This window comes from Neobacillus niacini, assembly GCF_023715785.1.
Classification (GTDB): domain Bacteria; phylum Bacillota; class Bacilli; order Bacillales; family Cytobacillaceae; genus Neobacillus; species Neobacillus niacini_E.
Genome location: NZ_JAMBOX010000002.1, coordinates 143,877 through 157,936, shown reverse-complemented (window position 1 = coordinate 157,936; position 14,060 = coordinate 143,877). Strand labels below are relative to the sequence as shown.

At 44.0% G+C, this 14,060-nt stretch carries 11 protein-coding genes; 3 read left to right on the top strand and 8 right to left on the bottom strand.

The window, feature by feature from the left end:
- Nucleotide 1: 1 nt before the first annotated feature.
- The 7 genes from M3234_RS05360 to M3234_RS05330 all read right to left on the bottom strand — a co-directional run bounded on the left by M3234_RS05360 (nucleotide 2) and on the right by M3234_RS05330 (nucleotide 7,951).
- The gene (locus M3234_RS05360; protein ID WP_262303718.1) at nucleotides 2-1,006 is read right to left on the bottom strand and encodes an agmatinase family protein; all 1,005 of its coding nucleotides are present in this window, start codon (nucleotides 1,004-1,006) and stop codon (nucleotides 2-4) included.
- Entirely contained in the window at nucleotides 984-2,276 is a 1,293-nt protein-coding gene (hutI, locus tag M3234_RS05355; protein WP_262303717.1) for an imidazolonepropionase, read from the bottom strand. Before hutI ends, M3234_RS05360 begins: the two co-directional genes overlap by 23 nt.
- 20 nt (nucleotides 2,277-2,296) lie before the next feature.
- Nucleotides 2,297-3,970, bottom strand: a complete 1,674-nt coding sequence (gene hutU, locus M3234_RS05350; protein WP_262303716.1) for a urocanate hydratase — start codon at nucleotides 3,968-3,970, stop codon at nucleotides 2,297-2,299.
- Between the two features lie 188 nt (nucleotides 3,971-4,158).
- A complete protein-coding gene (locus M3234_RS29515) occupies nucleotides 4,159-5,652 on the bottom strand; it encodes a helix-turn-helix domain-containing protein (protein ID WP_262303715.1) in 1,494 nt (497 codons plus the stop codon).
- 22 nt (nucleotides 5,653-5,674) lie between these two features.
- Complete coding sequence (locus tag M3234_RS05340; RefSeq protein ID WP_262303714.1) at nucleotides 5,675-6,064, bottom strand: acyl-CoA thioesterase; 390 nt, start codon at nucleotides 6,062-6,064, stop codon at nucleotides 5,675-5,677.
- Nucleotides 6,065-6,235: 171 nt separating this feature from the next.
- The gene (locus M3234_RS05335) at nucleotides 6,236-7,282 is read right to left on the bottom strand and encodes an ATP-grasp domain-containing protein (RefSeq protein ID WP_262303713.1); all 1,047 of its coding nucleotides are present in this window, start codon (nucleotides 7,280-7,282) and stop codon (nucleotides 6,236-6,238) included.
- A gap of 168 nt (nucleotides 7,283-7,450) precedes the next feature.
- Nucleotides 7,451-7,951, bottom strand: a complete 501-nt coding sequence (locus M3234_RS05330; protein ID WP_262303712.1) for a flavodoxin domain-containing protein — start codon at nucleotides 7,949-7,951, stop codon at nucleotides 7,451-7,453.
- Nucleotides 7,952-8,176: 225 nt separating this feature from the next.
- Between M3234_RS05330 and M3234_RS05325 the strand changes: the two genes are divergently transcribed.
- Nucleotides 8,177-10,258, top strand: a complete 2,082-nt coding sequence (locus tag M3234_RS05325; protein WP_262303711.1) for a metallophosphoesterase family protein — start codon at nucleotides 8,177-8,179, stop codon at nucleotides 10,256-10,258.
- Nucleotides 10,259-10,333: 75 nt separating this feature from the next.
- On the opposite strand, the gene M3234_RS05320 is transcribed toward M3234_RS05325, so the two are convergent.
- Entirely contained in the window at nucleotides 10,334-11,257 is a 924-nt protein-coding gene (locus M3234_RS05320) for an alpha/beta hydrolase (protein WP_262303710.1), read from the bottom strand.
- A 185-nt stretch (nucleotides 11,258-11,442) separates the two neighbouring features.
- Here M3234_RS05320 and M3234_RS05315 point away from each other — a divergent pair, with 185 nt between their 5' ends.
- Together M3234_RS05315 and M3234_RS05310 are read left to right on the top strand one after the other, a co-directional pair.
- Complete coding sequence (locus tag M3234_RS05315) at nucleotides 11,443-12,777, top strand: alkaline phosphatase family protein (RefSeq protein ID WP_262303709.1); 1,335 nt, start codon at nucleotides 11,443-11,445, stop codon at nucleotides 12,775-12,777.
- Nucleotides 12,774-14,048: an MFS transporter gene (locus M3234_RS05310; protein ID WP_262303708.1), complete on the top strand. Its 1,275-nt coding sequence runs from the start codon at nucleotides 12,774-12,776 to the stop codon at nucleotides 14,046-14,048. Before M3234_RS05315 ends, M3234_RS05310 begins: the two co-directional genes overlap by 4 nt.
- Nucleotides 14,049-14,060: the final 12 nt, after the last annotated feature.

Here is a 14,060-nt window from a genome sequence, read left to right as displayed (position 1 = left end):
ATCAACCCCGTCGCAACATTACCCCAGTTAGATAGGTTAGAAATACGTGGGTTCCAAGTTTGACGGTTGGCTGGACGGCGCTGTCTTTTAGTGGGTCTAGACAGACGATGTCCATGTCGTTGACTTTTGGGTGTTTGCCTGCTGCGAGGACACATTGTAGCAGTTCGGTAGTTGCCATGCCCCCCGGCGTTGAGGCCGGTACCCCTGGGGCATAGGCGATGTCCAAGACATCCATGTCCACTGTTAAGTAAATGGTATCTACCTTCGCTGACAATTCCTCCAAACATGCATCAACCGTTGCTTCGACCCCCTTTTTGCGAGCCTTGCCCAAGGTTATATAGTTCACGCCTTGTTCATCGGCATACTGCTTTAAATCTTTAGTATTAAAGAACCCATGAAGGCCGATATTGAACATATCCTCGCCTTTAACAACACCGCTTTCGATCAGATTCCGCATTGGCGTCCCATTGGAAGGACCGTTATCGCTTAGATCCCGCAAATCAAAATGAGTATCAAACTGAATAATCCCAATCCGCTCCTGCGGCCTTGCCTGATGCAACCCCTTGACCATCATCGCTGTGATAGAATGATCGCCGCCAATGGCACAAATCCTTGAACCGCCAAAATGCCGATGAAGTTCAGCCGAAGCCGCAATAATATTGTCATGGCAGCGCCTGATATCCGTCACGTGCATTGGAACATCGCCGGCATCAACTGCGGTCATTTCTGCTAAATCTACATCCTCATCCAGGTTATAGGTGGTAAAACCCTTCCAAGAGCGCCGGAAGGCATCGGGAAATTCCGATGCGCCCGATGCACTGATCGATGAGCGGGACAATGGGACGCCCACTACGACAAAGTCTGCTTGTTTTAATTTCTCCGCATCGGAAGCAGCCGATAGCGGCTCAATCCATTCGTGAACCTTCGCAGCGGCTGCTCCAGTACCTTCGGGACGGACCCATGTAAAACTAGGCGGATTCAGCTTAGGATAAAGAAAGCTCTTCAACCAATTGACCTCCCTTGACAACCACCCGGCCATTTTTCACAACGGTATCCGTATGATTCACCCCATAAGAATATTGAAGCTTCATATAATTCCCGACATTAAAGATGGTCACGTCACCCTTTTTGCCCACCTCAAGTGATCCAATTTCCTTGCTTCGGTTGATTGCATGTGCAGCATTGATTGTTGCTGCAGTAATAACCTCTGCGGGGGTCATCCCCATTTTCAAACAGCCAAGATTCATAATAAACGGCAGCGAGACAGTTGGAGAAGACCCTGGGTTACAATCAGTCGATAACGCGACCGGGACACCATGATCAATCATTTTCCTGCCATTAGCCGATTCCGCCATTAAAAAGTAAGCCGTTCCTGGCAGCAATACCGCAACAACTCCCGCTTCCGCCATGGCCCGGATCCCCTTTTCCGAAGCCTTCAAAAGATGGTCAGCAGAGATGGCACCGACCTCCGCCGCCAGTTCCGCGCCTTCATACGGTTCAATTTCATCGGCATGGATTTTTGGGATGAGGCCATGGCGCTTCCCAGCCTCTAAAATTACGCGCGATTGTTCGGGTGTAAACACTCCGTGCTCACAAAATACATCGTTAAATTCTGCGAGACCAAGCTCCGCCACTTTCGGAATCATTTCTTCCACAAGGACTCGGACAAACTCGTCCGGATTCTCCTTATACTCCTTCGGAACTGCATGTGCCCCCATAAAGGTGGAAACAACATCAATCGCATGTTTCTCCTGCAGCTGTTTCGCCACCTCCAACTGCTTCAGCTCCGTTTCCCATTCCATTCCATATCCGCTTTTTGCCTCAACCGTTGTAACGCCATGCTTCAAAAATTGGTTCAACCGCTCATAGCTTTCCCGAAAAAGCTGCTCATGTGAAGCGGCTTTTGTGGCACGGGTTGTTGCATGAATCCCGCCGCCGGCATTCATGATTTCCATGTACGTTTTTCCCTGAAGGCGCATATTAAATTCATTCTCTCTGCTGCCAGCATGAACTAGGTGTGTATGCGGGTCAACCAGACCAGGTGTGACAAGTTTGCCGCTGGCATCCACTACTTCCGCCTCACCAAGGCGGCCGCTATATTTCTCCATCAACTCTTCATCTTTTGCAACAGCTTGAATAACTCTGTCCTCAATCCAAACACTGCCATTCTCAATGATGCCAAGTTCGGACATTTGTTCCTTTACACGAGGCGAATAAGAACTACCCTGTAACGTGACAAGCTGAGCTGCATTCCTAATAAAAATTGGTTTTGTCAAAATCCGTCATTCCTCCCCTCTTAATCCTGCTTCAGCATAGGCATCTTAATGCCTTTTTCTTTTGCGGTTTTAATCGCGAGATCGTAGCCTGCATCGGCATGACGGACAACCCCCATTCCAGGGTCGGTTGTTAATACCCGCTGCAAACGGACCCCTGCTTCTTTCGTACCATCCGCAACAATCACCATACCAGAATGCTGGGAATAACCCATGCCAACCCCACCACCATGGTGCAGTGATACCCAGCTGGCTCCGCCTACAGCATTAATTAATGCATTTAAAATTGGCCAGTCGGACACGGCATCACTGCCATCCTTCATTCCTTCTGTTTCGCGGTTTGGTGATGCTACCGAACCTGCATCCAAATGGTCACGTCCGATGACGATTGGTGCCGACACCTCACCTGAAGCGACCATGTCATTTATCAGCTTGCCAAAGCGTGCGCGGTCGCCATATCCCAGCCAGCATATCCGGGCAGGCAACCCTTGGAAAGCAATTTTTTCCTGGGCCATTTTGATCCATTTGCATAGGTGCTCATCATCTTTAAATTCACGTAGCAAGGCTTCGTCAATTTTTCGTATATCTTCCGGATCCCCGGAAAGCGCTGCCCAGCGGAATGGCCCTTTTCCTTCACAGAATAACGGACGAATATAGGCCGGAACGAAGCCGGGGAAATCAAACGCGTTTTCAACGCCCTCATCCTTGGCGACCTGCCGGATGTTATTGCCGTAATCAAAGGTAATAGCACCTTTTTGCTGCATCGTCAACATTGCTTTTACATGGAGCGCCATGCTTTGCTTTGACAGCTTCACATATTGTTTAGGGTCCTCTTTTCGTAACTTCGCTGCTTCTTCTAATGAAAAACCTACCGGAATATACCCGTTCAGCGGATCATGGGCAGAGGTTTGGTCTGTCAGCACATCCGGATTAAAGCCTTTTACAATCATTAAAGGCAGAATTTCCGCCGCATTTCCTAACAAGCCAATGGATAATGCCTTTCCGGCTGCTTTGGCCTCATGTGCCATCTTTAATGCTTCATCCAAATCATAAGCCTTCACATCGAGATAACGGGTTTCAATTCGGCGGTCGATGCGTGTTTCATCTACTTCAACGGCAATACAAACACCATCATTCATCGTAACGGCCAATGGCTGTGCGCCGCCCATGCCGCCAAGACCGGCTGTCAACGTAATCGTATGCTTCAAAGAACCGCCGAATTCCTGACGGGCGAGCTCAGCAAACGTTTCATACGTACCTTGGACAATTCCCTGACTTCCGATATATATCCAGCTGCCCGCTGTCATTTGACCGTACATAATCAGACCTTTTTTATCAAGCTCGTGGAAATGCTCCCAATTAGCCCAAGCCGGAACCAGGTTTGAGTTGGCCAACAATACCCGCGGTGCATCTCTATGAGACTTCCAAACCGCAACCGGTTTGCCTGATTGAATCAGTAATGTTTCATCATCCTCTAATTCCAACAGCGTTTTTACTATAGCGTCAAAGGATTCCCAATTCCGTGCCGCCTTTCCGATTCCACCGTAAACGACTAAATCCTCCGGTCTTTCGGCAACCTCCTGGTCCAAATTATTCAGCAGCATCCGCAATGCCGCTTCCTGAATCCAGCCCTTTGCATGCAACTCCGTCCCCTTATAATTTTTGACCACTCTTTTGTTGGTTGTATGCGCTTCCATAATCTCCACTCCCTTTATTAATTCTTATTATTATTATAGAGATGGAATCTTCTGAAAAATATAACCCGTTCATTAGATAAAAGAAAATATTTTTTGATTGTAACAGGAGTAATTTTAGGTATTTTATCCAAAAGCACAATATTCTTTAGATATATATACTTTTTTTAGATACAAAAAGGACCAGTGTTTCAAACTGATCCTTGTCTATTTGTATTCATCCGATATTCCCTCGGTGACATCCCGGTGGATTCCTTAAACATCCTGCTAAAATAATTGGCATTTTGATAGCCTGTCAGCATCGAAATTTCTTTTATTGGCTTCGTGGTTTCAACTAACAATCTTCTCGCTTCCTTTAATCTGATCTTTGCTAAGATATCCGTGAAGCTTGACCCTGTTTTCGTCATAATCAGGTGGCTGAAATAGGACGGATTGCGGTCGACAAATTTGGCTACGTCCTCTAGCTTTAACCCGCTGTTGGAAAAATTGGCCTCCATAAACGCGATCCCCCGTTCAATCGGGTCTTGTTTAAAGTTTTGAATGTTTTCTTTTGTTCCAACAAAAATTTTTTGGATGAACAATATAAGATTTTGTACCGTCCGATACAGAACGGCATCATACAGAATCGAGTTAAAGATATATCGATATTCCTTATCATATTGAGACTGTTCATCAAGGTGATTCGTTTTCATAAATCTTCTGATTTGCGCTAGGATACTGGTCAATCGAATTCGAACCAAGCCAGGGTCCGGATAGGGTTCTTGCAAGTTAAGAAATTCATTGTATAACCAGTTCTTGATTTTTTCCAAATCAAAGTTGGCTAGCATGTCCACCCAATCACGCTGTTCAGGAGGTGCCAAAAACGGATCGATGTGTACCCATTCCGTGGAGGCGGAGAATTCGACCACTTGCCGATATCCTTTATAATAGGTAAACTCCAGCATCTTCCTCGTTTGCAGGTATTTTTCATGTAAAGGGAGCTGGGATGCTCGATTCCAATGCGCTACAATTGCGAGTGGTTCCGAGAATTCCTCCTCCCACTTTCGCATCGCTTTCTGGCACTGTTCGGTAATATTTTTGCATGTATCCTTAAACAAAACGATGACCAACTCACTTAATATAAAAATTCCCTGATGGTCTTTAAACGGGTATTCTGATAAAAATGAATAGAGCGTGTTGATTCCTTCCCTGCTTTCAGTCTGGAACGCGGCAATATGGCAAAGATCCTCCCCGCCATACTGTGGCAAAAATAAACGTTCATAAGAAACATCTTTATAGGACTTGGATGGGAAACCGCCATTCGGATTTTTCCTGGCCAATTTACGGGAAGCGCATTGAAATACCGACTTAATTTTCGTGGAAGAGAATGGTTTGATCATTAGATCCAAGCCCTGCAGCTCGATGGTCTGCCGCGCTTTTTCAAAGGTAGCTTCGGCACTCGTTAAAACTAAAACAGGATCATAAATTTGCATCAAATTTCGGAAACTTGACCAATTCTCTTTGGCAATCATATCGAGTTCAATAAACACGATATTTGGAGCTTCTCTCTCGAATAAAACGATAAATTCCTGAAAATCGGCTGCCAAGATAATGCCGCTAACCGGAATCGACGACGTTTTTAACAACCACTTTAGTCCTTCTCGCTCGTTTAAGTCGCGGTCTGCAATCAGCCATTTTCCTTCCACCTGGCTCCCCCCTTACTAGCATTTATCTGTTTTTCACTAATTCTGCATCTTGATGAAGCAAGTCCCTTACTGCTTGCGGGACAGCCGTTTTTATTCGGGTCTGTCGATTGATCGTCGTGAGTACAACTTCCGCTGAAGCAATCTGATTCCCCAGGGTATTTTCCATTCGCTGCATCAGTGTAAAGCTTGTATTTCCTACTCTTTCCAGCCAGCTTCGGACTATTAAACTATCATTATTGAATACTTCCTTTTTATAATCAACGCTGATATGTACGGCCACAGCCTCAACACCCTGATCAATGCAAAAACGATACCATTCCATCCGTGCCTGATCGAAATAATCAAACAACTTCACGTTGCTCACATGACCCTTACTCGTTTTAGCAACCAACTCCAGTTCCGAATAGGTCAAACCCAATCCCTCCTACCAAATTAAATTAAATAATTAGAATCTTCACTATTCTACCCTAATATCAAATAATAATAAATACAACTATCCTGAACAAACCCCAAGGGCGAATGTATGTTCCTTATTTTTTTCATTTTGTCCACCTAGGGTGGACAAAATGGGTGATTTGTCTTTCTATGGTGCCTGACACCAACCGTCTTTGAGAATCATTTCCTTTTCAATGTGGCTGGCGCGAATGCCGTACCTCGGTGTGATCCCGCCTATTTTTTCTCCGAGCAGGAGTTTGATGGCCAGGTATGGGAGGTTGATTCCTGAGAGGCAGCTGATGTGCATGCCGCCGCTCATACGCGGGTTGATTTCGAGGAGTTTGGGTACTCCGTTGTTATATTTTAACTGGATATTGAAAATGTATGGCAATTTGAATTTCTGATGAAATTTATGAGCTATTTCAATTAGCTCGCGGTGGTTCACAAGCTCCCGGACCCGGCCGTCGCCTTTCATTCTCGGAATCGCCACATACATCTTTTCTTGTGACGCTAAACAATCAATACTGTATTCCCGACCTTCCAAATATTCAAGCACCATTAAATCCGGAAATGTTTCCTGCTGGCCCAAAATATCACAAGCATAGCTAAAGGGCAAGCGAAAGCTGGTGCCGTGGCGGAGAAGCTGGTCGACTGAATCAATTTCTTCTTTGACCACTCGAAAACCATTCGCCCCTTCTCCAATTACAGGCTTAAAGCAGACCTCATGACCTTTTTCTTTTAGCAACTGGTAGGCCTTTTTAAAATCAGCGATATTATTGACGACGTAATGGTCAGGAATCGAAAAAATCGGCACCCCTTCATCCTGCTTTTTCAAGAACAGTTGATAGGCAGCCGCTTTATTGTCTAGTGTTTCCACCAACTTGGCATCGGGACAAACTAATACCTTCACCCCAATTGCTTCAAAATCGGACAGTCGCTTGGAAATTTGCACATTCTCTTTCCGCGGAATGAAAATATCAATTCCATGGGTTTGACAAAAATCAAGACAATATTCAATATACTCATCACCGGATATTTCCGGTTCTTCATAGGCATGGTCACAATATTGCAGATATAGTGCATCAGGATTGGGACTTGTCCCATAAATAATAAATTTCCTTTTGTCAGGATTGGCGCGGATCATATCTATATAATGCGAAACTGTGGTAAACCATCTGTTAAACCAAATCTTCATGTTAACCTCACTCTAGTTGTGATTGCTCTTTTCCAATAAGTTCCAAACACTTGGAAATTATAACGATAATCTGAACAAAAATCAAATTGCTTCTTTAATAAAACCCTTCGGCATAAGCTATTAAAAAAAACAGCCCCTTCTGCTAAAGAGGCGGATTTCAAAAGTGTATTAGTGTTTTAAGGCATATTTTCTGTCATTGATTCTGTTCGTAAATTCCATGATGGTTTTCATATCAAGATTTGAGCGGTCTTGAACTACTCCATCAACCTTTTTTACAACCTGGCGTTCAAAGAAATTCATTTTTGAAACGAGAAATTCGCCGCCAAATAGCCCTAACGCTGCCGAATTTTTTCTGAGGTCTTGTGGAAAGGCTTGATTAAATTGTTCCACCGCAAGCTCTCCCTCCCGCATGCAGCAAAGGAACAGGCCAAGGTCCTTTTCCAGCAATTCATCATGATGTTTGGCGATAAACTGTTTGATTCTTCTCTGAATTGAACCCGCATGAATCGAACCACCGATTATCACTGTATCATAATCATTTAAGTTGAAATCAACCTTATCACGCTTTAAATCAATCGATAACACTTCACCTTCCAGATGCTCAGCAACGATCCCGGCTGCCTTTTCTGTCGTACCATGGGATGAGCAATAAACAATTAACGTTTTCATGACCATGCTCCTCCTATCATCAATGATATATGAAATTCAGCCCTAAAAACCAAACAAGGTTTACTCTTTACTATTATAAATCAGCAAACACCACATACCCGTCAATTTAATTGGCAATATTATGACAATCTTGCGGATTTCCCAATTATCCCAGCAAATATCAATGATTACTACACTGACAAGCATTGAAAGAATATGATGATAACAAAAAAAGAAAGAAGTGTAATGATGACTCCTATCGATTTCCCGATTATTTTGGCAGGTCCGATTGTCCGCCGGGTCGAACCCACGCAAATTTATATTTGGATTGCAACAAGTAAAGATTGCAAGTTAGACGCAGAATTATGGAAGATTACCAAAACAGCATCGGATGAACAACAATATGACAAGCTGACAACAAAAGTATCCGTAACCTCTATTTCATTCGGACAACAGCTCTTTCACCATTTAATAAAAATTACCCCGATAGATACCCAATTTCCAACGGACACTTTACTGGGTTATAATATGCTTTTTGATGATGGCAGAAATAGACACGACTTCGAAAGTCTTCAATTAGTAACAAGAAATCAGCCCCAATCAATCGTTTATGGCAACTTAAAATATCCTGCTTTTCATATCCAGAGTGAAAACTCGCGTCCTTCCATCCTTTACGGTTCGTGCCGGAAACCCCACGGCACAGACGATGACGCCCTGGCCTATGCTGATGACATCTTAAAACATACCTATTTAAATCCATTAAAAAGACCGCAGGCGCTTTTTCTCTTGGGCGACCAAATTTACGCAGATGATGTTGCCCATCCGCTTATCCCCGTTATTATCACATTTGCACATGAATTAATGGGACAAAGGGAACTGTTGGAGAGAATCGAGCCCCGACTTCTTTCCCCCCACTTTCAAACGGCACACCAACAAATCAATGCCCGACAATACCATATGGAATATTTCTGTCAGTTCACTTCCTCCCATGCACAGAACCATTTAATAGAACTTGGTGAGTACGCAGTCATGTATCTATTGGCCTGGAGCCCCGCTTTATGGGAAGTGGCCCAGTCTAATGGCTTATTTCGTTCGTTTGAGGAGGCAGAGGAGGAAAAGCTAATTTACTATATTTTCGGTGACAGCGATAAGGCAAAAAATGAGCATAAATCGGAAAAACGGAAGCTGCGTCATCAATATCTCGATCAACAAGAGTCACTTATTTCGTTCCAACAATCGCTTTATCAAGTCCGCAGGCTTCTAGCCAATATTCCAGCTTACATGATTTTTGATGACCATGACATTACCGATGATTGGAACCTTTCATATAATTGGAGAAATAATGTAAAAAATAGTCCGTTGGGTAGGCACGTGGTTGCAAATGGATTATTGGCTTACTGGGCGAATCAGGGATGGGGGAATGATCCGGATGCTTTCTCTATTCAATTTCTCGAAAAAATACAATCTTATCTGAAAGCAATTAGAACAGGTGATTTTAATACTAATTATGAGGAAGCTGTGGAACAATTATGGAACTTTGATTCTTGGCATTTTGTTGCCCCCACCCAGCCAAAATCCATATTTTTGGATACTCGGACACAAAGGGAATATGATAGCATACTCAAAAAAGTAAAATTTGGCCATATAATCGAGGAAGCCCATTCAAGCCCCGAACTCCTAAATAATGCTGCTTGGGAATCGGTAACAGAAAAACTTTTTTCCAGTGGCTGGGTCCAACATACTCCGTTAATTGTCGTGTCAGCAACACCAGTATATGGAATGGGGCTGATTGAATCATTTTTGCATGATTATATATACCCTTTTAAAGTGTTAGGGGTTGAGGTCCAAACAACGGTTGATTTTGAAGCATGGAAGTATAATGGAAAAGGGTTCACCGAATTTCTCCGTTATGCAGCCTATTGGAAACCATCGATTTGTGTTATTTTATCAGGGGATGTCCATTATGCTTCAGAGGTAAAAGCGGATATTATCTTCACCAGCGGGGCCCGGCTTGCCATCCATCAATGTACCAGCAGCCCGTTAAAAAATATGAGCTTTTCGGGTGTATGGGGCATGCTGTTGAAATTGGCCATTGGTGCAAATTCTTTCGAGCGAAAAAATAAAAAACTGCATCGAATTTGTACCCCTGATTTCGAAATCATTCGGATTGACAAGGATGATTCCGCTCCCTATATTTGGGAAGATTTTTTAACCTATCAAAACTTAAACGGCAAATCAAATATCGAAACGGACAATAATCTTGGAATGATAACAATTATTAATGGAGCAATTGAAAATAGTTTAATAAACAAAAACCATGCAAACTAGCGGAAATTCGATAGGTCGAATTATAATGCACAGTTGGATTTATCCATTAAGAAAGTGAAAGCCCGATTTGGACTCTCACTTTCTTTTTTGCTGAAAAATTTTTCTTGCAAACAAACCGATTTGATCAACGGCTTTTCTTGCTTCAGGTAAAAATCTGCCGCTGATTTGCCAGACATGCCACATGCCTTCCCAAATCTGAAGCGTAACATCGACCCCGCCCAGCCGTGCCTGGGTAGCAAGTTTTTCGGCATCGCTCTGCAGGATTTCATGACTGCCTGACTGGATCAACATTGGCGGCAATCCTGTCAAGTCGGCAAAAACCGGTGAAATCAACGGATGGTCAAGCCTCTCCTCTCCCGCATATAGCCGTGCTGCCCGTTTAACGGCACCAACCGTTAAATACGGATCCTCCTGCTGATTTTTTAGATAACTTTCCCCACTGCTCGTTAAATCCACCCATGGGGATAGGCAGATAATCGCGGCAGGAAGCGGTTCATTTTGATCCCGCAGCACAAGGGAGGCTGAGACACTTAAACCAGCACCAGCCGAATCGCCTGCAAAAATAATATCTGTAGGATGAAACCCCTGACGAAGCAACCAGCGGTAAGCCTGGACTGCGTCTTCAATCGCTGCCGGAAACGGATGTTCAGGAGCCAGCCTGTACTCAGGCAGGAAAACCTTAACACCCGCGGTTTGACCAATCCTTGCGGCCAGGGTCCGATGGGTGTTAGCTGAACCATACTCATACGCCCCACCATGCAAATAAAGAATCACTTTATATTCGTTCGATGTTGGGTAGGCCAGCCATTCTGCATTCATATCCCCAATTCTAATTGGTTGACGAAGGCAATGTTCAGGTAATTTACCCAGCTTTGCCCCAATCTCATCGAACTTTTTCCTGCGTTCAGTCAGCCCCCGTTCACGCAGTTTTTTAGTTGCCAGTCTTTTTACCGATAACTTCATAAGTTTTTCAAAAATAAAATTTTGAAAGCTTGGCATTCCAAACACCTTCTTTAAAAACTATGCTACTTTCATTATACTGGAAAAATCTTCGTTTCCAGCCTTTTCAATTTCGATTTGCCAAAAATATTCATTTTCCATTAAAGTTTTGTAAATATTCTGTAACAATCGCAGCACCTATAGTACAATTGAAATAGCTGGTACATTACTTTCGGAGGGTTTACATGAAGCGACTTACCGACCACCTGATTATCATTTCATTTGATTGTCTTTCAGCTTTAGATTATCCAATTATGAAAGATTTGCCACACTTTCAAACTATTTTAGAAAACGGCGCGTTAGTGCAAAATGTTGAAAGTATTTATCCGTCTGTCACCTACCCTTGCCATGCAAGCATCGTGACAGGAAATTATCCGAACCGCCATGGGGTCATCAATAATACCTTGCTGCAGCCTGGCCGAATTTCACCCGACTGGAATTGGTTCCGGAGCTCCATCAAGTGTACAACTCTGTATGATGAAGCCAAGAAGGCCAGCCTGACCACGGCCTCCCTGCTTTGGCCGGTGACAGGAAAAGCTAACATTGATTATAACATGCCGGAAATTTTCGCCAACCGTCCATGGCATAATCAAATTTTAGTCTCATTATTAAGCGGTACGCCCAGCTATCAATGGGAGCTAAATAAACGCTACGGCCATATTCGAAACGGTTTACATCAGCCGGAACTGGATGACTTTGTCCTTGAGGCTGCTGTCGATACGATTAAAACGAAGAAGCCGAATTTAATGATGGTTCATTTTACAGATTTGGACTCAATGCGGCATGATTATGGATTCTCCTCGAAGGAAGCCATAGCGGCGATCGACCGCCATCATACAAGACTTGGCAGAATTCTTTCGGCACTTAAAGAAAGCGGAAACTATGAAAATTCGACGATTGTGGTCCTCGGCGATCATAGTGCCCTTGATGAAGATAAAGCCATCAGCTTAAATGTCCTGTTACACCGGGAGAACTTAATTTCCGTCAATGGGAAAGGGAAAATCACAGACTGGAAGGCCTACTGCAAAACATGCGACGGATCGGCATATATTTATCTTAAAGACCCGCATGACTCGGCTGTCTATGAAACTGTAAAAAGTATTTTGGATTCCCTGCTTACGGATCCTGAAGGCGGTGTCGAACAAGTTCTTACTGGTCCAGAGGCAGCCAAACTCGGCGCCGATGGCGACTGCGCCTTTATGATTGAGGCTAAACAAGGTTATTTTATTTTGGAAGATTATCAAGGAGAGTATTTGAAAAAAATAACCCCTGAAGACACGAAAGTAGATAAAAAATATACACAGGCAACCCACGGGTACTCTCCAAAAAAGGAAAACTACGGCACGATTTTACTGGCTGCCGGTAGAGGGATTAAACCTGGGACCATTCCTTCAGCACGACTGATTGACGAAGGGCCGACTTTTGCGAGGCTTTTGGGTGTTAGTTTAGGTGATACCGATGGCAGTGTCATCGAAGAACTGTTAGATTGGGAATCTAATAAATTGGGGGAAAATGTATGAGCCGGATGACAAAGCAAGAGAAGAGCTGGGTCTTTTATGATTGGGCCAACTCCGCCTACTCCATCCTGATTACCACAGCCGTGTTCCCGCTATACTTCAAGGCGGCGGCAACGGAAGCGGGGCTTGCAGGATCGACTTCTACTGCTTACTGGGGGTACGCTAATTCGTTTGCAACACTATTAATTTCCATCTGTGCCCCGGTGTTGGGCAGCATTGCGGATTTCCGCGGCTTTAAAAAGCGATTTTTTACCTTTTTCTTTGCGCTAGGCATTATTTTTACCTTTTTACTGGCTGTGGTACCAAGCAATCAATGGTTGGTACTATTAATCTGTTACATGCTCACCGTCATCGGTTTTGGCGGAACGAATATTTTCTATGATGCGTTTCTGGTTGATGTCACGACAGAGGAGCGGATGAACAAGATTTCCTCCCGGGGCTTTGCAATGGGCTATATTGGCAGTACGATTCCATTCATAATGGGGATTGCTCTAATTATCCTCGCTCAGCAAAGTATTTTGCCGATATCAGTCAGCGTTGCCAGCCAGGCCGCATTCGCCATTACAGCATTGTGGTGGGGGTTGTTTACGATTCCCATGCTGAAAAACGTAAACCAGGTTTATTATAAAGAGCGGGTGCCAAACCCAATCGCCAATGGTTTTAAACAGCTATTTGAAACGTTTAGAAAAATAAGAACATACCGCCCGTTGTTCATTTTTTTAATTGCCTATTTCTTTTACATTGATGGGGTTAACACGATTATTACGATGTCCACCGCCTATGGCTCAGATTTGGGGATCGATTCTACTAATCTGTTGATCATCTTATTCGCTACCCAGGTAGTGGCGGCGCCATTTGCGATCCTATACGGCAAACTTGCCGACAAATTCAAAGGCAAAACGATGCTGCTTGTCGGGATTTCCGTTTATATCATTATTTGCATTTATGCTTATTTCCTAAAAACTGTTCTCGATTTCTGGATTTTGGCCATGCTAGTCGCCACCTCACAGGGCGGCATTCAGGCACTCAGCCGTTCCTACTTTGCAAAATTGGTTCCAAAAGAAAACGCCAACGAGTTCTTTGGCTTTTATAGTATTTTTTATAAATTTGCGGCGATCCTGGGACCTTTCCTGGTTGGGCTCACCGCCCAAATGACGGGCAATACCAATAGCGGCGTGTTCAGCTTGGTCGTGCTGTTTGTAATCGGCGGAGCGATTCTGTTAAGGGTGCCGGAAGGAAACAAAATTTCACAATCAAGTTCCATACCTCAGTAAAAAAAGAAGACG

What these genes read in the sequence shown, in the direction of transcription:
- hutU (WP_262303716.1), bottom strand. Translation starts at nt 3,970, where the DNA reads ATGGAAGCGCATACAACCAACAAAAGAGTGGTCAAAAATTATAAGGGG.
- M3234_RS05335 (WP_262303713.1), bottom strand. Translation starts at nt 7,282, where the DNA reads ATGAAGATTTGGTTTAACAGATGGTTTACCACAGTTTCGCATTATATA.
- M3234_RS05330 (WP_262303712.1), bottom strand. Translation starts at nt 7,951, where the DNA reads ATGAAAACGTTAATTGTTTATTGCTCATCCCATGGTACGACAGAAAAG.
- M3234_RS05325 (WP_262303711.1), top strand. Translation starts at nt 8,177, where the DNA reads ATGATGACTCCTATCGATTTCCCGATTATTTTGGCAGGTCCGATTGTC.
- M3234_RS05320 (WP_262303710.1), bottom strand. Translation starts at nt 11,257, where the DNA reads ATGCCAAGCTTTCAAAATTTTATTTTTGAAAAACTTATGAAGTTATCG.
- M3234_RS05315 (WP_262303709.1), top strand. Translation starts at nt 11,443, where the DNA reads ATGAAGCGACTTACCGACCACCTGATTATCATTTCATTTGATTGTCTT.
- M3234_RS05310 (WP_262303708.1), top strand. Translation starts at nt 12,774, where the DNA reads ATGAGCCGGATGACAAAGCAAGAGAAGAGCTGGGTCTTTTATGATTGG.